This window comes from Streptomyces sp. SCA2-17 (genome assembly GCF_044336695.1).
The window spans coordinates 1,283,437-1,301,734 of sequence record NZ_CP117521.1 but is presented as its reverse complement, the minus strand read 5'-3'; the positions used below and the strand labels follow the sequence as shown (position 1 = coordinate 1,301,734).

Annotated in this window: 16 protein-coding genes and 1 tRNA gene; 7 read left to right on the top strand and 10 right to left on the bottom strand. The window is 70.4% G+C overall.

Annotated features, from left to right (window positions below):
• Window positions 1-74: 74 nt before the first annotated feature.
• Complete coding sequence (locus tag PS271_RS05795; protein ID WP_398380660.1) at window positions 75-779, top strand: SIMPL domain-containing protein; 705 nt, start codon at window positions 75-77, stop codon at window positions 777-779.
• 120 nt (window positions 780-899) lie between these two features.
• Window positions 900-2,321 carry a pyruvate kinase gene (gene pyk / locus PS271_RS05790; RefSeq protein WP_398380658.1) on the top strand — a complete coding sequence of 474 codons (1,422 nt, stop codon included), beginning with the start codon at window positions 900-902 and terminating at the stop codon, window positions 2,319-2,321.
• 10 nt (window positions 2,322-2,331) lie between these two features.
• On the opposite strand, the gene PS271_RS05785 is transcribed toward pyk, so the two are convergent.
• Complete coding sequence (locus tag PS271_RS05785) at window positions 2,332-3,093, bottom strand: transcriptional regulator (RefSeq protein WP_398380656.1); 762 nt, start codon at window positions 3,091-3,093, stop codon at window positions 2,332-2,334.
• A gap of 119 nt (window positions 3,094-3,212) precedes the next feature.
• Window positions 3,213-3,287, bottom strand: a tRNA-Leu gene (locus PS271_RS05780).
• Between the two features lie 95 nt (window positions 3,288-3,382).
• On the opposite strand from PS271_RS05780, the gene PS271_RS05775 reads away from it, so the two are divergent.
• Entirely contained in the window at window positions 3,383-4,033 is a 651-nt protein-coding gene (locus tag PS271_RS05775) for an ANTAR domain-containing response regulator (protein ID WP_398380654.1), read from the top strand.
• A gap of 57 nt (window positions 4,034-4,090) precedes the next feature.
• Here the strand turns inward: PS271_RS05775 and PS271_RS05770 are convergent, their stop codons facing one another.
• From PS271_RS05770 to PS271_RS05735, 8 genes are all read right to left on the bottom strand, one after another.
• Window positions 4,091-4,807: an ABC transporter ATP-binding protein gene (locus PS271_RS05770; RefSeq protein WP_398380652.1), complete on the bottom strand. Its 717-nt coding sequence runs from the start codon at window positions 4,805-4,807 to the stop codon at window positions 4,091-4,093.
• Window positions 4,804-5,682, bottom strand: coding sequence for an ABC transporter ATP-binding protein (locus PS271_RS05765; RefSeq protein WP_398380650.1), 879 nt, complete (start codon window positions 5,680-5,682; stop codon window positions 4,804-4,806). The genes PS271_RS05770 and PS271_RS05765 overlap by 4 nt, the downstream gene beginning before the upstream one ends.
• On the bottom strand, window positions 5,679-7,502 hold the full coding sequence (locus PS271_RS05760) for a branched-chain amino acid ABC transporter permease (RefSeq protein ID WP_398380647.1): 1,824 nt from the start codon (window positions 7,500-7,502) through the stop codon (window positions 5,679-5,681). Before PS271_RS05760 ends, PS271_RS05765 begins: the two co-directional genes overlap by 4 nt.
• 5 nt (window positions 7,503-7,507) lie before the next feature.
• Entirely contained in the window at window positions 7,508-8,440 is a 933-nt protein-coding gene (locus PS271_RS05755; RefSeq protein ID WP_398380645.1) for a branched-chain amino acid ABC transporter permease, read from the bottom strand.
• A gap of 177 nt (window positions 8,441-8,617) precedes the next feature.
• The gene (locus PS271_RS05750) at window positions 8,618-9,859 is read right to left on the bottom strand and encodes a branched-chain amino acid ABC transporter substrate-binding protein (RefSeq protein WP_398380643.1); all 1,242 of its coding nucleotides are present in this window, start codon (window positions 9,857-9,859) and stop codon (window positions 8,618-8,620) included.
• A gap of 302 nt (window positions 9,860-10,161) precedes the next feature.
• Window positions 10,162-10,545, bottom strand: coding sequence for a hypothetical protein (locus PS271_RS05745; protein ID WP_398380641.1), 384 nt, complete (start codon window positions 10,543-10,545; stop codon window positions 10,162-10,164).
• Window positions 10,546-10,784: 239 nt separating this feature from the next.
• Entirely contained in the window at window positions 10,785-11,240 is a 456-nt protein-coding gene (locus PS271_RS05740; protein ID WP_398380639.1) for a PaaI family thioesterase, read from the bottom strand.
• Window positions 11,241-11,326: 86 nt separating this feature from the next.
• Complete coding sequence (locus PS271_RS05735; protein WP_398380637.1) at window positions 11,327-13,615, bottom strand: FdhF/YdeP family oxidoreductase; 2,289 nt, start codon at window positions 13,613-13,615, stop codon at window positions 11,327-11,329.
• Window positions 13,616-13,914: 299 nt separating this feature from the next.
• Between PS271_RS05735 and polA the strand changes: the two genes are divergently transcribed.
• The 4 genes from polA (at window position 13,915) to PS271_RS05715 (ending at window position 18,123) form a co-directional block, all read left to right on the top strand.
• The gene (gene polA / locus PS271_RS05730; RefSeq protein ID WP_398386691.1) at window positions 13,915-16,572 is read left to right on the top strand and encodes a DNA polymerase I; all 2,658 of its coding nucleotides are present in this window, start codon (window positions 13,915-13,917) and stop codon (window positions 16,570-16,572) included.
• 166 nt (window positions 16,573-16,738) lie between these two features.
• Entirely contained in the window at window positions 16,739-16,873 is a 135-nt protein-coding gene (locus PS271_RS05725; RefSeq protein ID WP_398380635.1) for an SPW_0924 family protein, read from the top strand.
• 15 nt (window positions 16,874-16,888) lie between these two features.
• Complete coding sequence (gene pgfA / locus PS271_RS05720) at window positions 16,889-17,920, top strand: cell envelope lipid trafficking protein PgfA (protein ID WP_398380633.1); 1,032 nt, start codon at window positions 16,889-16,891, stop codon at window positions 17,918-17,920.
• Window positions 17,917-18,123, top strand: a complete 207-nt coding sequence (locus tag PS271_RS05715; protein WP_398380631.1) for a hypothetical protein — start codon at window positions 17,917-17,919, stop codon at window positions 18,121-18,123. The genes pgfA and PS271_RS05715 overlap by 4 nt, the downstream gene beginning before the upstream one ends.
• Window positions 18,124-18,298 lie beyond the last annotated feature (175 nt).

The following is an 18,298-nucleotide window of genomic DNA, read 5'->3' as shown; positions in this document are numbered from 1 at the left end:
ACACCCTCCCAAGGTTGCGATCCGGTGACTCCCGGGTAACCCCGGCCGGAGGGCCGCAAGGCCACACTGGAGCCATGACCACACCCGAATCCGCCGCCCTGCCCTACGGCACCCCCGACACCCCCCGCGTCTCCGTCCGGGGCGAAGCCCGCCTCGAAGTCGACCCCGAAATCGCCCTCATCCACATCGCCGTCACCGCACGCAACACCGACCGCACCACCACCCTCGAAGAACTCACGCTCCGCAACACCCGGGCCCTCGACCTCGTCAAGTCCTACGGCGACGCCGTCGAGAAGCTCGAAACGGGCCTGGTCACCGTGGCCCCGCAGTTCGCCGACAAGGGCCGCCACGAGCGCGTGCGCTCCTACCACGGCAGCGTCTACGTCACCGCCACCCTCAACGACTTCACCGTTCTCGGCGAACTCACCACCCGCATCGCCGACCTCCCCCTCACGAGCATCACCGGCCCCTGGTGGTCCCTCCGCCCCGACTCACCCGCGCACCGCGAAGCCCGCCGCCTGGCCGTGCAGGAAGCCGTGCAGCGCGCCCGCGAATACGCCGAGGCCCTCGGCGCCCGCCTCACCGCCCTCCTGGAACTCGCCGACGACGGTGCCGAGAGCTTCGGCTACCCCGCCCCGGCCGGCATGGCCGGCGGCATGGCCCGCGGCGGCTACGGAGCCGCCGCCGCCCCCGAGCCCGAACTGGATCTCGAACCCCAGCGCCAGACCGTCCACGCCCAGGTCAACGCCCGCTTCACCATGACGCCGCCCCGGCTCTGAACCGCTCATCGGAGCGCGCACGCGCACGTTCATGCGTTGTCAAAAACCTTTTACCGAAAGGCCGTTGGGCTGTCGCCGGCGACGGATCCACTACCCACCGGTAGGTCATAAGGTCGAGCCATGCGCCGAGCAAAAATCGTCTGCACCCTCGGGCCCGCCACCGACTCGTACGAGCAGATCAAGGCACTCGTCGACGCCGGCATGGACGTAGCCCGCTTCAACCTCAGCCACGGCACCTACGCCGACCACGAGGCCCGCTACCAGCGCGTACGCAAGGCGGCCGAGGAGGCCGGCCGCAGCGTCGGCGTCCTCGCCGACCTTCAAGGCCCGAAGATCCGCCTCGGCCGCTTCCGCGAAGGTCCCGTACTCCTTGAACGGGGCGATGAATTCACCATCACCGTCGAGCCCGTCGAGGGCGACCGCCACACCTGCGGCACCACCTACGACGGCCTCGCCGCCGACGTCAGCCGGGGCGAGCGCATCCTCGTCGACGACGGCCGCGTCACCCTGGAGGTCACCGAGGTCGACGGCCCGCGCGTGCGGACCATCGTCATCGAGGGCGGCATGGTCTCCGACCACAAGGGCCTCAACCTCCCCGGCGTCGCCGTCTCCGTCCCCGCCCTCTCCGGCAAGGACGTCGAGGACCTGCGCTGGGCCCTGGGCATCGGTGCCGACATCATCGCCCTGTCCTTCGTCCGCAGCGCGGACGACGTCGCCGACGTCCACCGCGTCATGGACGAGGAGGGCCGCCGCCGCCCCGTCATCGCCAAGATCGAGAAACCGCAGGCCGTGGAGAACCTCGACGGCATCGTCGCCGCCTTCGACGGCATCATGGTCGCCCGCGGTGACCTCGGCGTCGAAATGCCGCTGGAAACGGTCCCGATCGTGCAGAAGCGCGCCATCAAGCTGGCCAGGCGCAATGCGAAGCCGGTCATCGTGGCGACCCAGATGCTCGACTCGATGATCGACGCCTCCCGCCCCACCCGCGCGGAGGCCTCCGACGTCGCCAACGCCGTCATCGACGGCACGGACGCGGTGATGCTCAGCGGCGAGACGAGCGTGGGCAAGTACCCCGTCGAGACGGTCAAGACCATGGGCCGCATCGTGGCCGCGGCGGAGGAGGACCTCCTCGCGAAGGGCCTCCCGCCCCTGACCGAACGCAGCAAGCCCCGCACCCAGGGCGGCTCCGTGGCCCGCGCCGCGGCCGAAATGGGTGACTTCCTGGAGGCGAAGTTCCTGGTCGCCTTCACCCAGTCCGGCGACACGGTCCGCCGCCTGTCCCGCTACCGCTCCCCGATCCCCCTCCTGGCCTTCACGCCGGAGGCGTCAACGGCGGCTCAGCTGAGCCTGACGTGGGGAGTGGAGACGTTCCTGGGCCCGATGGTGCAGACGACGGACGAGATGGTCGACCAGGTCGACGAGTACCTCCTGAGGATCGGCCGCTGCCGGAGGGGAGACCGGGTGATCATCACGGCGGGCTCGCCCCCCGGGACCCCGGGCACGACGAACATGGTGCGGGTCCACCACATCGGGGAGGAGTAGGACGACTACGTCAGTGCTTGGGGCCGATGTGGGTGTCCATGAGGGCTACGGATGCCTTGCGGGCGACGGAGATGTTGAAGGCGTTCGGCTGCTTCCACTCGACGCCCACGGCGTCGAGCGTGTCTGTGTAGAGCTTCCGGATGTCCGCGGACTTGTTGGTGAAGAAGTATCGCGGGTACTCGTAGCGCTTGGGCGCTCCGTTGACGAGGCGAGTCGTCCAGTTAGTGATGCGGCATCCGTCAGAGTGGATGAGTCCGCGTAGCAACTCCCAGGGGTAGGAGTCCACGAGACGTTGCTGCCAGGGCTCCAGCGCGATCGCCCGTTCGTGCTTCTTTCCCGCTCCGTGCTGGGGGAAGAGGCAGGGCCAGTGCTTGCTGGTGCTGGTGACCATCACGCAGCCTTGCCTCTGCGCGATGAACACGCTGTTCTCGGGCCGGACTCTCTTGATCGCCTCTCGGCAGGATGTGATGAGCCCGGGCCAGTCGTTTGCGCACGCGATGCGTAACGCGTAGACGCCGCGCCGGCCAGCACTCAGGCAGCCATCCCCGAGGTAGAGGCCGAGCAGGTAGACGTATGTGGCGGGGCTGTGGGGTGGCTGGAAGGTTGGGCCGCATCTTTCACATGGTGCGGCCGTGCGTGACAGGGGTTCGATCCTGGCCTGCCATGAGCGGATCGCATACCGGGATATCCCGGTCTCCTTGCTCACGGAGTTGAGACTGCGTCCTTGGCGGACGAGGGCCAGTGCGCGATGCCGCGTTTCGAGGTCGTACACACCTGCGAGCGTGTGGGAGCGCTTGCAGCGGACGGGTGGATTCGGAGAAATGTTCACCGTGGTGAGTGAAGATCGCCAACGGTTTGGCGCCTTAGGTGACCTTCGAATCGAAGGTAAAGTGCCCCGGGTCGGACTCGAACCGACACTGTATGGGTTTTGAATCCATTGCCTGCTGCCAATTGGGCTACCGGGGCCTTGTAATCCAAGGGAAGTCTATACCCCCTCAGTGCTCAAAACTACATGACGTAGGTAGGCTCATGCAGCAGCACCTGCCCTACCGAGGAGACCCGTGACCGCCGCCGAGCCCACGCCGCCCGTCGACGACGAGCCGCAGCACACCCCTCCCCACATCACCCGCGTCGTGATCGCCGAGGACGAGGCCCTCATCCGGCTCGACCTCAAAGAGATGCTCGAGGAAGAGGGCTACTCCGTCGTGGGCGAGGCGGGCGACGGCGAGACCGCGGTCGCGCTGGCCCGGGAGCACCGGCCGGATCTGGTGATCCTCGATGTGAAGATGCCCGTCCTGGACGGGATCTCCGCCGCCGAGCAGATCGCCCGCGACTCGATCGCGCCCGTGCTGATGCTGACCGCGTTCTCGCAGCGCGAGCTCGTCGAGCGGGCCCGGGACGCCGGGGCCATGGCGTATCTGGTGAAGCCGTTCAGCAAGAGCGACGTCGTCCCGGCCATCGAGATGGCCGTCTCCCGCTTCACGGAGCTGAAGGCCCTGGAGAAGGAGGTCGCGGACCTCTCGCAGCGGCTGGAGACGCGGAAGCTGGTCGACCGGGCGAAGAGCGTCCTGCAGACGCAGTACGGCCTGACCGAGCCGGCGGCCTTCCGCTGGATCCAGAAGACGTCGATGGACCGCCGCCTGTCGATGCAGCAGGTCGCCGAGGCGGTCATCGAGGACGCCGAGGAGAAGAAGGCGGCGAAGGGGCAGTAGCCCCGTCCGTTTCCTGAGAGGGGCCCGTGTCCGGTTCGCGCCGGCGCGGGCCCCTCGTCAGTCCTCGCCCAGGTACGCCTTGCGCACCGACTCGTCGTGGAGGAGGTCCGCCCCCGTCCCGGAGAGGACGATCTTCCCGATCTCCATCACGTGGCCGTGGTCGGCCAGGGAGAGCGCGGCCCGGGCGTTCTGCTCGACGAGCAGGATGGTCGTCCCGGAGGCCTTGAGCTCGGTGATCGTGGCCATGATCCGCTGCATCATGATCGGCGAGAGACCCATGGAGGGCTCGTCCAGCATGAGGAGCTTGGGGCGGGACATCAGGGCGCGGCCCATGGCGAGCATCTGCTGTTCGCCGCCGGAGAGGGTGCCGGCGGCCTGGCGGGCGCGTTCGCCGAGGATGGGGAAGAGGTCGTAGACGCGTCGTACGTCGTCGGCGATGCCGCCGGTGTCCTTCCGGAGGAACGCTCCCAGCTGGAGGTTCTCCGCGATGGTGAGGCGGGGGAAGATGTGGCGGCCTTCGGGGGAGTGGGCGAGGCCGAGGGCGACGATGCGGTGGGCGGGGACGCCGGTCAGGGGGCGGCCGTCGAAGCGGACGGTGCCGGCGAGGGGCTTGAGGAGCCCGGAGAGGGTGCGCAGGGTGGTGGTCTTGCCCGCGCCGTTGGTGCCGATGAGGGTGACGATCCGGCCCGCCTCGACGCTGAAGCTGATGCCTTTGACGGCTTCGATCTTGCCGTAGGCGACGCGGAGGTTCTCGACTTCGAGGAGGGCGGTCACCGGTTCTCCTCCCCTTCTTCGGTGCGTGCTTCGGCCGCGGCGACTTCCGCCGCTTCTTCTTCTCCCGGCGCGCCTTCGAAGGGCGTGCCGAGGTACGCGGCGATGACGCGTTCGTCGGCCTGGACGGCCTCCGAGGTGCCTTCGGTGAGTTTTTCGCCCTGGACGAGGACGGCGACGCGGTCGCAGAGGGCGAAGATGAAGCGCATGTCGTGCTCGATGACGAGGACGGCGGTGCCCTGGGCGCGGATGGCGTGGACGAGCGTCTCGGTGGCGCGGGTTTCCTGGGGGTTCATGCCGGCGGTGGGTTCGTCGAGGAGGAGGAGCCCGGGGTCGCTGGCGAGCGCGCGGGCGATTTCGAGCTTGCGCTGTTCCCCGTAGGGGAGGTTGCGGGCGAGGTGGTCGCGTTTGGCGGCGAGCCCGGTGAAGGCGAGGAGTTCCATGGCGCGTTCTTCGGACGCCTTTTCGGCGCGGCGGAAGGCAGGGCCGCGGAGGAGGGCGGAGAAGAGGCCTTCTTTGGTGCGGGTGTGGCGGCCGACGAGGACGTTTTCGAGGACGGTCATATTGGCGAAGAGGCGGATGTTCTGGAAGGTGCGGGCGATGCCGGCCTTGGTGACGAGGTGGGGTTTGGCGGGCAGGGCGGCGCTCTTGTAGGCGACGGTGCCGTGGGTGGGGACGTAGAGGCCGGTGAGGCAGTTGAAGAAGGTGGTTTTTCCAGCGCCGTTGGGCCCGATGAGGCCGACGATTTCGTTGGGGTGGACGGTGAGGTCGACGTCGCGTACGGCGGTGAGGCCGCCGAAGCGCATGGTGACGCCGGTGGCGGTGAGGACGGGCACTTCTGCGGGGGCTTCCGCGGGTGCGGCGGCGGTGGTGGTCATGGGGTGGTCGCCTCCGCTGGCGTGAGGGTGCTGCCGGTGGCGGCTCCGTCGTGGAATTCGAGCTGCCGGCGGCGGTTGGGGATGAGGCCTTCGGGGCGGAAGCGCATGAGGAGGATGAGGGCGGCGCCGAAGGCGAGCAGTTGGTAGTCCTGGAGGAACTGGAGCTTGGCCGGGATGAGGTAGAGGAGGGCGGCGCCGAGGAGGGGGCCGCTGATGGTGCCCATGCCGCCGAGGATGACGGCGGCGAGGAGGAAGGCGGAGTTGGGCGGCACGGGCCCGGCGAAGACGTACTGCTCGGGGACGACGGTGTAGGCGACGTGGGCCTGGACGGTTCCGGCGAGCCCGGCGAGCGTGGCCCCGAGGGCGAAGGCGAGGAGCTTGAGGCGGAAGCCGTTGATGCCCATGGCGGTGGCGGCGGTTTCGTCCTCGCGGATGGCGATCCAGGCGCGTCCGATGCGGGAGTTGCCGGCGCGGCTGAAGACGAGGACGACGATGACGGTGAAGAGGAGCATCAGGAGGTAGTAGTTGGCGAAGGGGTTGAGGGTGACGCTGCCGAGGTGGTGGGTCTTGCCGAAGGAGTAGCCGAAGAGGACGAGGTCGGGGATGTTGGGGATGCCGTTGGGGCCGTTGGTGAGGGAGGGGCCGGATTCGCCGTTGAGGTTGCCGACGGTGATGCGGAAGATCTCGCCGAATCCGAGGGTGACGATGGCGAGGTAGTCGCCGCGCAACCGGAGGGTGGGGGCGCCGATGACGACGCCGAAGACGAGTGAGGCGGCGGCGCCGGTGAGGACGGCGGCCCAGAAGGGGAAGCGGACGTCCAGCGTGGATGCGGTGGTGCCGGAGACGAGGGCGGCGGTGTAGGCGCCGACGCCGAGGAAGGCGACGTAGCCGAGGTCGAGGAGGCCGGCGAGGCCGACGACGACGTTGAGGCCGAGGGCGACGGTCGAGAAGATCAGGATGTTGACGGCGATGAGCGTGTACTGGTCGGTGTCCTGGGTGAGGGGGAAGAGGGCCGCGGCGACGAAGGCGGCGGTGACGGTGGGCGTGCGGTGCTTGGCGGTCAGGGCGGTGAGCCGGCCGAGGAGCCCGGCCCGGGCGAGGCCCGCGGTGCCGAAGCCGGCGAGGAGCAGGAAGCCGGTGAAGAGTTCGCCGTACGCGGTGCCGATGCCGTACGTGACGATGCCGAGGGCCAGGCCGAAGGCGGCGGCGATGACGAGGATTTCGGCCCAGGCGGGCAGGGGCCGGGGCGGGGGCGGCTGCTTGCCGGTCCGGCCGGGGCCGAGGGTGCGCAGGACGGAGCGTACGGCTGCCGCGGCGCGGGTCCCGCTCAGGCGGCCGGTGGCCGGGGCGGGGTCGGCGGGGCTCCGGTCGAGGGGGAGGGCGAGGGCGCCGAGGAGGGTGAGGAGCGTGGTGAGGGCGGCCGCGTAGCCGCCGGGTTCGAGGTTGGCGAGTCCGCCGAGCTGGGCGGCGATGGCGATGAGGGTGTACCAGGTGGTGGCGAGGGTGGCGACGGCCAGCAAGGCGGTGGCGTTGTGGCTGCCGGCGGGGTTGAGCGGGCGGAGGCCCGGGATGTTCCAGGAGGTGAGGGCGTAGGCGAGGGTGAGGAGGGCGCCGGTGAGAGTGAGGAGCTGGAGGCCGCCGGGGTAGCCGTTGACGGTGAGGTTGCCGGGGAAGCGGGTGGTCCAGGTCCAGGAGAGGAAGGTGGAGGCGGCACTGAGGAGGGCGCCGGCGGTGGTGAGGGCGCGTGCGGTGCCGAGGGGGAGGGGGATGAGAGGGGTGGCTTCCGTGGCGGGTGCTTCTGGTGTGGTGTGTGGGTTCATTGCTCTCACGCCCGATCCGCGACGCGTTCGCCGAGCAGCCCTTGGGGCCTGATGAGGAGGACGAGGATGAGGAGGGCGAAGGCCCAGACGTCCTTCCAGCCGCCTCCGCCGAGTTGCTGCATTCCGGGAATGTGCTGGATGTAGGTGGATGCGGCGGCTTCGGCGATGCCGAGGACGACTCCGCCGAGCATGGCGCCGTAGATGTTGCCGATGCCGCCGAGGACGGCCGCGGTGAAGGCCTTGAGGCCGAGGATGAAGCCCATTTCGAAGTTGATCTGTCCGGCGCGGAGCCCTTGGGCGACCGCGGCGACCGCGGCGAAGGCGCCGCCGATGGCGAAGGCCAGGACGATGATGCGGTCGGTGTTGACGCCCATGAGTTTTGCGGTGTCGGGGTCCTGGGCGGTGGCCTGCATGGCGCGGCCGGTGCGGCTTTTGGCGACGAAGAAGCCGAGGGCGAGCATGCACAGGGGGGCCGCGATGAGGACGAAGAGGTCGTCGCGCTGGATGTGGAGGTTGCCGGCGAGTTCGAAGGCGTCGCCCTGGAACTGCGGGAATCCGCGGGATTTCTTGGCGTCGGGGTAGAAGGCCCAGACGATTTGCTGGAGGGCGATGGAGAGGCCGATGGCGGTGATGAGGGGGGCGAGCCTGGGGGCGGTGCGCAGGGGCCGGTAGGCGAAGCGTTCGGCCGCGGTGGCGACGGCCACGGAGGCTATGGCGCCGCCGGCGAGCATGAGGGGGAGGGCGGCGGGCAGGGGGGTGCCGCCGGGGAGCCAGAGGTGGATGGTGAGGGCGCCGAAGGCTCCGATCATGACGATCTCGCCGTGCGCGAAGTTGATGAGCTGGACGATGCCGTAGACCATGGTGTACCCGATGGCGATGAGGCCGTAGAGGGCACCGAGGGCGAGTCCGTTGACCAGCGTTTGCGGCAGTTGGTGCACCGCTGGGCCTCCGTTGCGGGTGGTCGGATGCGGGTCCGCGCGAGGGCGTGGGTCGCTTCCTCGCGCGGTGGGCCGGGGTCCGGGTGGGTGCTCGGTCGGTGAGGGTGCGCGGTCCTTGACGAGTGCTCGGCGTGTGAGGGGACTCGGTTCTTGAGAGTGCTCAGTCCTGGAGAGTGCTCAGTCCTTGAAGGTGGCGCTCTTGACGGACTTCCAGGCGTCGCCCTTGACCTGGTAGACGGTCAGTTGTTTGTTGGTGGTGTCGCCGAATTCGTCGAAGGAGACCTTTCCGGTGACTCCTTCGAAGGACACCTTGCCCATGGCTTCGGTGACTTTGGCGCGGGCGTCGGCGGGGAGCTTTCCGTTGCTGGCGGTGACGACGCTCTTGACGGCCTGGATGATGGCCCAGGCCGCGTCGTAGGAATAGCCGCCGTACGCCGCGTAGGGGTCTTTGTAGTCGGCGGCCTTGTAGTTCTGGACGAAGGCCTTCGCGGAGTCGAGGTCTTCTACGGGATAGCCGACGGAAGTGCCGAGGTCGCCGTCGTTGCTCTCGCTGGAGGCCTTGATGAAGGCGGGGTCGTAGATGCCGTCGCCGCCCATGAGCGGGATGTGGGCGCCGGCCTTCTTGACCTGGTCGGAGACGAGGCCGCCTTCGGGGTACTGGCCGCCGTAGTAGACGATGTCGGCGCCGCTGTTCTTGACCTTGTCGGCGACGCTGGAGAAGTCGGTCTCCTTGACGGTGATGTGGTCCGTACCGACGACTTCGCCGCCGAGGCGTTTGAATTCCTGGCCGAAGATGGAGGCGAGGCCGACGCCGTAGGTCTGTTTGTCGTCGATGACGAAGGCCTTTTTCTTCTTGGCGTCGTTGTACGCGTACTGCGCGGCGAAGCGGCCTTGGATGATGTCGGTGGTGGCGGTACGGAAGTAGGTCTTGAAGGGGCGTTTCTTGTCGCCCTTGAGCCAGCTGTCGCCCTGACTGAGTTCGGGGCTGGTGTTGGCGGGGGAGACCTGGGTGAGGTCGGCGCGGGCGAAGACGCCCTGCATGGACTGGGAGACGCCCGAGTTGAGGGGGCCGACGACGCCGAGGACGGCCTTGTCGGCGACGAGTTTGGTGGCGTTCTGCTGGCCGGAGGCCGGGACGGCCTGGTCGTCGAGGGATTCGGTGCGGAAGGTGACGCCCTTGACTTCCTTGTTCTTGTTGGCGGTGCGGGCGGCGAGGTCGACGGAGTTCTTGATGCCCTGGCCGAGGGCGGAGAGAGAGCCGGTCAGCGGGGCGTCGACGCCGATGACCACGGTGGTCTGCGCGCCGCCGCCGTCGTTGTCGTCGCTCTTGCCGCCGTCGTCGCGTGAGCCGCAGGCGCTGAGGGTGAGGGCGCCGGCGGCGAGGGTGCTGGTGAGGAGGAGCAGGGGACGATGGCGCACGGTGTGTCCTTTCCCCGGCGGGGTGGTGACTGGCCGTGACTCTAAGGGGGTGCGGCGGCGGGGGGCAGAGGTGCTGGCCATGATGTGACTGTCTTGTTATGACGCAGCTCACTTCTGGGGAATTCTGTGTAGCAGCGCTGATCGAATGATCTTCGCGGATGGTGATTTGTCCCCCGAGTGCGGAGCCAGAAAGTGCAGTTCCGCTAAGCGGTCGGGGGTGCGGAAGGGGGATGTCAGGCCACGTCGGCGATGCTTGCGCCGCCGTCCCTACGCTTCCCGCCCTGCCCTGTGGTTACACAACGTTACGTCGGGGGCCGCCAGTTCTCGGAGCTGCCGGTCGCTCCGTTCGCGGCCTTGCAGCGCTCGGCGGATCGGCGCCGGATCAGTGCGAGCGCCGCGTCCGTCCCGTGCCGGTGCTGCTCGGCGCGCGCTGCCTGCACGATGTCGCTGTAGAGGGCGTACTGCTCGTTCGACAGGCCCTTCTGCTCCCAGTCGAGCCCGGCCCACTTGCCGCCGGTGAGGTCCTGCTCGGCCCAGTACGAGATGAGCGTGGTGCACAGCTGCACGGGGGAGGCGGGCGAGGGGGATTGCGGGGCGGGGCCGGCTACGGATCCTCCGCAGCCGGAGAGGAGGGCGGCTGCCAGCAGCGAGGCGCAGGCCGGCCGGCCGCGTAGGGGTGCCCGCATGCTGCGAAGGTAGAGCGCATCCGTAGCGCCGGGAAGCCGCCTTGCGCTCGGTCGGCACCGCCGGGCTGCCACGTTGTGGTGTTTCGCCGTTGCGGCGGAGGGACATGCCTGCCGTGACGGTAGGGGGACCGCGTTGCGGCGGAAACAAAGAGCCCGCCGCAACGGCGAGAAGCCCCGACGGCGAGGGACCGGCGGAATGCCGGGTCGGCCCCGCCAGGGTCACGCTCCGGCGACGCCGGTCACCCCGCGTCGCGGATGACGCACGTGAGCCGCGCCGAGCACACCCGCTTGTCCTGCTCGTCGGTGACGACGACCTCGTACGTGGCGGTGGTGCGCCCCCGGTGCACCGGCGTGGCGACGCCGGTCACCAGCCCGGAGCGGACGCCCCGGTGGTGGGTGCAGTTGAGGTCGACGCCGACGGCGACCCGCGAGGGGCCACCGTGCAGCATCGCGCCGACGGAGCCGAGCGTCTCGGCGAGCACGGCGGAGGCACCGCCGTGCAGCAGCCCGTACGGCTGGGTGTTGCCCTCGACGGGCATGGTGCCGACGACGCGGTCGGCGGAGGCCTCGACGACGCGCACGCTCATGCGCTCGCCGAGATGCCCGGCCGAGAAGAGGGCGGGCAGGTCGACCCCGCTGCCGGCCCACTGGTCCAGGACCTCCTGCGGGAACGTGGTCTTGCCGTGCTCGCCCATGCGTCGTGCTCCGATCACCTTCGGCCGTTGTGGTGTGAAAGTTTTTTCAGTTCAACGGCCTTGCCGTCAACCGTCGTCAGCCGCCGTCAGCCGGCCGGGGCGTCCTTCCGCTCGATCCTGATGACCAGCGACTTGCTCGCCGGGGTGTTGCTGGTGTCGGCGGTGTGGTCGAGCGGGACGAGGACGTTCGTCTCGGGGTAGTAGGCGGCGGCGCAGCCGCGGGCCGTGGGGTAGTGGACGACGCGGAAGCCGGGGGCGCGGCGCTCGCTGCCGTCGGTCCACTCGCTGACGAGGTCGGCGTAGCTGCCGTCGGCGAGGCCGAGTGCGGCCGCGTCGTCGGGGTGGACGAGGACGACGCGGCGGCCGTTCTTGATGCCGCGGTAGCGGTCGTCGAGGCCGTAGATGGTGGTGTTGTACTGGTCGTGCGAGCGCAGGGTCTGGAGGAGCAGGCGGCCCTCGGGGGCGCGCGGGTATTCGACGGGCGCGGCCGTGAAGTTGGCCTTGCCGGTGGCCGTGGGGAAGCGGCGCTCGTCGCGGGGGGCGTGGGGCAGGGTGAAGCCGCCGGGGCGGGCGACGCGGGCGTTGAAGTCCTCGAAGCCGGGGATGACGCGGGCGATGCGGTCGCGGATCGTGCCGTAGTCCCGCTCGAAGTCCTCCCAGGGGGTGGGGGAGGCGTCGCCGAGCACGCGGCGGGCCATGCGGCAGACGATGGCGGGTTCGGAGAGCAGGTGGGGGCTCGCGGGCTTCAGGCCGCCGCGGGAGGCGTGCACCATGCCCATGGAGTCCTCGACGGTGACGAACTGTTCGCCGCCGGCCTGGCGGTCGCGCTCGGTGCGGCCGAGGGTGGGCAGGATGAGGGCGCGGGCGCCGGTGACCACGTGGGACCGGTTGAGCTTGGTGGACACGTGGACGGTGAGGCGGGCGCGCCGGACGGCGGCCTCGGTGACGTCGGTGTCGGGTGTGGCGGAGACGAAGTTGCCGCCCATCGCGAAGAAGACCTTGGCCTGTCCGTCGCGGAGCGCGCGGATGGCGCGGACGACGTCAAGGCCGTGTTCGCGCGGCGGGGTGAAGCCGAACTCCTTCTCCAGGGCGTCGAGGAAGGCGGGTGCGGGGCGTTCGAAGATGCCCATGGTGCGGTCGCCCTGGACGTTGCTGTGGCCGCGGACGGGGCAGACGCCGGCGCCGGGCCGGCCGATGTCGCCGCGCAGGAGCAGGAGGTTGACGACCTCCTTGATGGTGGGCACGGCGTGCTTGTGCTGGGTGAGGCCCATGGCCCAGCAGACGATGGTGCGCCGGGAGGCGAGGACCATGGCGAGGGCCTGCTCGATCTCCGCGCGGCCCAGGCCGGTGGCTCGCAGGGTCTCGTCCCAGTCGGCGGCGAGGGCGGTGCGCCGGAAGTCCTCGAAGCCGTGGGTGTGCTCGTCGACGAACTCCGTGTCGACGGCGCCCTCGGTCTCCAGGACGAGCCGGTTGAGGATGCGGAAGAGCGCCTGGTCGCCGCCGAGGCGGATCTGGAGGAAGAGGTCGGTCAGGGCGGTGCCGTTGCCGGCGAGGCCGCGGGCGTTCTGCGGGTTCTTGAAGCGCTCCAGGCCCGCCTCGGGGAGCGGGTTGACCGTGATGATCTTCGTGCCGCCGCGCTTGGCCTTCTCCAGGGCGCTGAGCATGCGGGGGTGGTTGGTGCCCGGGTTCTGGCCGGCGACGATGATCAGGTCGGCCTTGTAGAGGTCCTCCAGGAGGACGCTGCCCTTGCCGATGCCGATCGTCTCCGAGAGCGCCGAGCCGGAGGACTCGTGGCACATGTTGGAGCAGTCGGGCAGGTTGTTGGTGCCGAACTCGCGGGCGAAGAGCTGGTAGAGGAAGGCCGCTTCGTTGCTGGTGCGGCCGGAGGTGTAGAAGACGGCCTCGTCGGGGGAGTCCAGGGCGGCGAGGTCCTCCGCGATGATGCCGAAGGCGCGCTCCCAGGTCACCGGCTCGTAGGTGTCGGAGCCCTCGGCCAGGTACATGGGCTCGGTGAGGCGGCCCTGCTGGCCGAGCCAGTAGCCGCTGCGCCCGGCCAGGTCGGTCACGGTGTGGCGGGCGAAGAAGCCGGGCGTGACGCGGCGCAGGGTGGCTTCTTCGGCGACGGCCTTGGCGCCGTTCTCGCAGAACTCGGCCGCGTGCCGCTTGTCGGGCTCGGGCCAGGCGCAGCCGGGGCAGTCGAAGCCGTCCTTCTGGTTGACCTTGAGGAGGGTGAGGGCGGTGCGGCGGGCGCCCATCTGCTGGTGGGCCATGCGCAGGGAGTGGGCGACGGCGGGCAGTCCGGCGGCGGCGTGCTGCGGGGCCGTGACGTCCGGTGCGTCCTGAACGGGATCGCCGGTGGGTGGCTTGCCTGCCATATCGCTCCCCCTTGAGCGGTCGGTGGTGCGCGGTGTCGCGTACGGGATCCCGTACGCACCTGACGTACGGGTCCGATCCTGTCACGGGGCCGCGGCGGGCGCCGGGGCGAGGTCGGCGCGGCGGGCAGGGCGAGGCCGGCGAGGCGGCCGGGGTCGCCGGGGGGGGGCCGGTCAGGTCGCCGTGGCCGGGATTGTCAGTGGTCCGTGGCAGGATCGGGGGCGTGGCAGCAAAGGCAGTGAAGACGAACGGACCGACCGGCACCGAGGCAGCGGAGGGAGGTCGCCCCCGCCTGCTCCTCATGGACGGGCACTCGATGGCGTACCGGGCGTTCTTCGCGCTGCCCGCGGAGAATTTCACGACGGTGGCCGGGCAGACGACGAACGCGGTGTACGGCTTCGCGTCGATGCTGGCGAACACCCTGCGTGACGAGGCGCCCACGCACTTCGCGGTGGCGTTCGACGTGTCACGCAAGACGTGGCGCTCGGAGGAGTTCCCGGAGTACAAGGCGACGCGGTCGAAGACGCCGGACGACTTCAAGGGCCAGGTCGAGCTGATCGGCGAGCTGCTCGACGCCATGCGGGTGCCGCGCTTCGCGGTGGACGGCTTCGAGGCGGACGACGTGATCGCCACGCTGGCCACGCAGGCCGAGGCCGAGGGCTTCCACGTCTCGATCGTCACCGGCGACCGGGACTCCTTCCAGCTGGTGTCCGACGACGTCACGGTCCTGTATCCGACGAAGGGCGTCTCGGAGCTGACGCGCTTCACGCCGGAGAAGGTCCAGGAGAAGTACGGCCTGAGCCCGTCGCAGTACCCGGACTTCGCGGCCCTGCGCGGCGACCCGTCGGACAATCTGCCGGGCATCCCGGGCGTGGGCGAGAAGACCGCCGCGAAGTGGATCAACCAGTTCGGTTCGTTCGCCGAGCTGGTGGAGCGCGTCGAGGAGGTCAAGGGCAAGGCCGGGCAGAACCTCCGCGATCACCTGGAGGCGGTCAAGCTGAACCGCCGCCTGACGGAGATGGTGCGCGATGTGGAGCTGCCGGTGGGCCCGGAGGGCCTGGTGCGCGCGGCCTACGACCGCACGGCGCTGATCGCCTTCCTGGAGGGCCTGGAGATCCGCAACCAGGGCCTGCGGGACCGGCTGCTGGCCGCGGACCCGGGCGCGGAGGCCGAGGAGGAGGTCGTCCCGGCGGCCGGCGCCGAGGTGGACGGCACGGTGCTCGCGGCGGGTGAGCTCGCCCCGTGGCTGGCGGAGCACGGCACGTCCCCGCTCGGTGTGGCGACCGTCGACGCGTGGTCGCTGGGCAGCGGCCGCGTCGCGGAGATCGCGCTGGCCACGGGCGAGGGCCCGGCCGTGTGGTTCGACCCGGCGGAGCTCGATGAGGCCGATGAGAAGGCGTTCGCCGCGTGGAGCGCCCACGCGGGCGCGCCGAAGGTCATGCACGACGCCAAGGCGGCGATGCGGGTCTTCGCCGAGCACGGCTGGTCCGTCGAAGGCGTCAGCATGGACACGGCGCTGGCCGCCTATCTGGTCAAGCCCGGGCGCCGCTCCTTCGCGCTGGACGCCCTGTCCGTGGAGTATCTGGGCCGCGAGCTGGCCACGGCCGCCGCGGGCGACGGGCAGCTGGCCTTCGGCGCCGACGAGCAGGCCGAGGCCGACGCCCTCATGGGCCGGGCCCGCACGGTCCTCGACCTGGGCGCCGCGTTCACCACGCGCCTGGCGGAGGTCGGCGCGGCGGACCTCATGCGCAATGTGGAGCTGCCGACGAGCGCGCTGCTGGCCCGTATGGAGCGGGCGGGCATCGCCGCCGACCGCGGCTGGCTGGAGCGCATGGAGCAGCAGTTCGCCGCCGCGGTGCAGCAGGCGGTGCAGGAGGCGCACGCGGCCGCGGGCCACGAGTTCAACCTCGGTTCGCCCAAGCAGCTCCAGGAGGTGCTCTTCGGCGAGCTCGGCCTGCCGAAGACGAAGAAGACCAAGACCGGCTACACCACGGATGCCGACGCCCTGGCGTGGCTCGCGGCGCAGACCGAGAACGAACTCCCGGTGATCATGCTGCGGCACCGCGAGCAGTCGAAGCTGCGGTCCACGGTCGAGGGTCTGATCAAGTCCATCGCGCCCGGCGGCCGGATCCACACCACCTTCAACCAGACCGTGGCGGCCACGGGCCGGCTGTCCTCCACCGACCCCAACCTGCAGAACATCCCGGTGCGGACGGACGAGGGCCGGGCCATCCGCCGCGGCTTCGTCGTCGGCGAGGGCTACGAGTCCCTCATGACCGCCGACTACAGCCAGATCGAGCTGCGGGTCATGGCGCACCTCTCCGAGGACGAGGGTCTCATCGAGGCGTTCGCCTCCGGTGAGGACCTGCACACCACCGTCGCCTCCCAGGTCTTCGACGTGGAGCGGACCGAGGTCGACCCGGAGATGCGCCGGAAGATCAAGGCGATGTCGTACGGCCTGGCCTACGGCCTGTCGGCGTTCGGCCTGTCCCAGCAGCTGAACATCGCCCCCGGCGAGGCGGGCAAGCTGATGGACACCTTCTTCGAGCGCTTCGGCGGCGTGCGGGACTACCTCCAGCGGGCCGTCGTCGAGGCCCGCGCCACGGGCTACACCGAGACGATGCTCGGCCGCCGCCGCTACCTCCCGGACCTCAACAGCGACAACCGCCAGCGCCGCGAGATGGCCGAGCGGATGGCGCTGAACGCCCCGATCCAGGGCACCGCCGCCGACATCGTCAAGATCGCGATGCTGCGGGTGGGGGAGGCGCTGGAGGCCGAGAAGCTCTCGTCCCGGATGCTGCTCCAGGTCCACGACGAAATCGTGCTGGAGATCGCGCCCGGCGAGCGCGAGGCCGTCGAGGCGCTGGTCCGCCGCGAGATGGCGGGCGCGGTCACGCTGCGCGCACCGCTGGACGTGTCGGTCGGCGTCGGGCGGGACTGGGAGTCCGCCGCGCACTGACCGGCGCCCGTGACGTCCGTACGGCCCCTCTCCCTCGCGTCCGCCGCGCGGGAGAGGGGCCGTGCGCGTGGTTCTCATCTGCGCCGTGCGTTGCTACCGTGCCCTGCCTGCTCCTGACTGGGCGTCAGATGCCTTGGGTCCGGGGCGATCCGCCGGGAGGCTTCACATGCGCGCACTCGCCGCCGCGGCCGTCGGACTGGCCGCCGCCTTCGCCCTCGTCTTCACCGTCACCGCGATCGGCCCGCCCGAGGGCACGACCTCCCCGAAGCCCCTGCTCACCTCCGTCCCCGCGCACCCCTGACGGGCCGGCCGCGCCGTGCGCCGCAGAGCGAGCCTCGTCCTTCTCGCGGTGGCCGTGTTCCTCGCGGCTCTCGCCCCGCTGCTGCGCTGGTACGCCTTCCCCCGCCTGGCCAAGGTGCCTGCGGGCACGTACCAGACCGCCGTCCTGGAGGCGAAGGACGCGACGCTCGTCGACTACGCCCGCATGGAGCCGCGGACCGTCCCCAAGGTGACCCTCGTCCAGACGCTCAAGGGCAACGTCGAAGAGGCCCGCAAGGTCAGGCGCGGGACCGGGCGCGACGTCGTCGTCTGGGACACCCTCACGTACATGGCCGGGCCCGACGGGGCGATGATCTCCCGGATCCCCGAGCGGTACGTGTTCGACGCCCACGGCCAGCAGCCCGTGCACGCCGGCGGGGAACACGTCGACGGCACGCCCGTACGGCGCGACGGCATCGAGTACAAGTGGCCGTTCCTCGCCGAGAAGCGCGACTACCGCTACTTCGACATGCAGACCCGCACCTCCGCGCCCATCCACTACCGCGGCACCCGCACCTTCCGGGGGCTCGACGTCTACTACTTCGAACAGACCGTCCCCTGGACCCGCGTCCCCTTCCCCAAGACGCTGCCCCTCGGCGTGACGCCCGAGGCCCTCGGCGGGATGGGCCTGGAGCGGTGGTACACGACCCGGCGCATGTTCTGGGTCGACCCCGTGACCGGCGCGCCCGTCAACGGCGAGGAGATCCACCGCGAGGAGCTGCGGTGGACCGGGCAGCCGGACAAGAAGCCGGTCACCGCCTTCGCCGGGCACGTGAAGATGCGCGCCGACTACGTCGACTCCACCGTCGCCATGGTGACCTCCCAGCGGCGGCTCGTCCTCCTGCTGACCTCCTGGCTGCCCTGGGGGAGCGCGGGGCCGGCCGGTGCGCTGGCGGGCCTCGCCCTGTACCTGGAGGCCCGCGCCCGCCCTCGTCGTGCATTTACCGGACAAAAGGCACACGATGGAGGGAAAACCGAGCGGCAGGCCCCGGCGACGAGGGCCGCGCGGAGCAGAGGAGGCTCGCCGTGAAGGAGAAGACCACGAAGGAGAAGACGGACGACGGATCCACCACGTCCCGGCCCAGGGAGCTCTACACCGGGGGCGAGCGGCCGATCGACCCCGAGGACCTGGTCATGGCCTCCGGCCGGGACGTGACACCGGAACGGGTGGAGCGCGCGAAGCGGCTCATCGAGGAGAAGGGCTGGGCGGCGGTGGAGCGGTACCTCCCCTGAGGCGAGCCGCGGCCGGACGTGGCGGCCCGCCGTCGCGGCGGAAGGAAAGGTGCGCGGGAACGGGACCTCTTCCGCCGCGACGACGGGCTGTCGCATGTACGCGCGAGCGCGGCGCGCCCGCTCCCTTCCGCCGCGGCGGTGAGCAATCGGATACACGCTGTCCGGCGGTGCCGGG

Excerpts from the sequence above, each read along its gene's own strand:
- PS271_RS05765 (WP_398380650.1), bottom strand. The coding sequence starts at position 5,682 with ATGACCACCACCGCCGCCGCACCCGCGGAAGCCCCCGCAGAAGTGCCC.
- PS271_RS05760 (WP_398380647.1), bottom strand. The coding sequence starts at position 7,502 with ATGAACCCACACACCACACCAGAAGCACCCGCCACGGAAGCCACCCCT.
- pyk (WP_398380658.1), top strand. The coding sequence starts at position 900 with ATGCGCCGAGCAAAAATCGTCTGCACCCTCGGGCCCGCCACCGACTCG.
- PS271_RS05745 (WP_398380641.1), bottom strand. The coding sequence starts at position 10,545 with ATGCGGGCACCCCTACGCGGCCGGCCGGCCTGCGCCTCGCTGCTGGCA.
- polA (WP_398386691.1), top strand. The coding sequence starts at position 13,915 with ATGGACGGGCACTCGATGGCGTACCGGGCGTTCTTCGCGCTGCCCGCG.
- PS271_RS05740 (WP_398380639.1), bottom strand. The coding sequence starts at position 11,240 with ATGGGCGAGCACGGCAAGACCACGTTCCCGCAGGAGGTCCTGGACCAG.
- PS271_RS05725 (WP_398380635.1), top strand. The coding sequence starts at position 16,739 with ATGCGCGCACTCGCCGCCGCGGCCGTCGGACTGGCCGCCGCCTTCGCC.
- PS271_RS05735 (WP_398380637.1), bottom strand. The coding sequence starts at position 13,615 with ATGGCAGGCAAGCCACCCACCGGCGATCCCGTTCAGGACGCACCGGAC.
- PS271_RS05795 (WP_398380660.1), top strand. The coding sequence starts at position 75 with ATGACCACACCCGAATCCGCCGCCCTGCCCTACGGCACCCCCGACACC.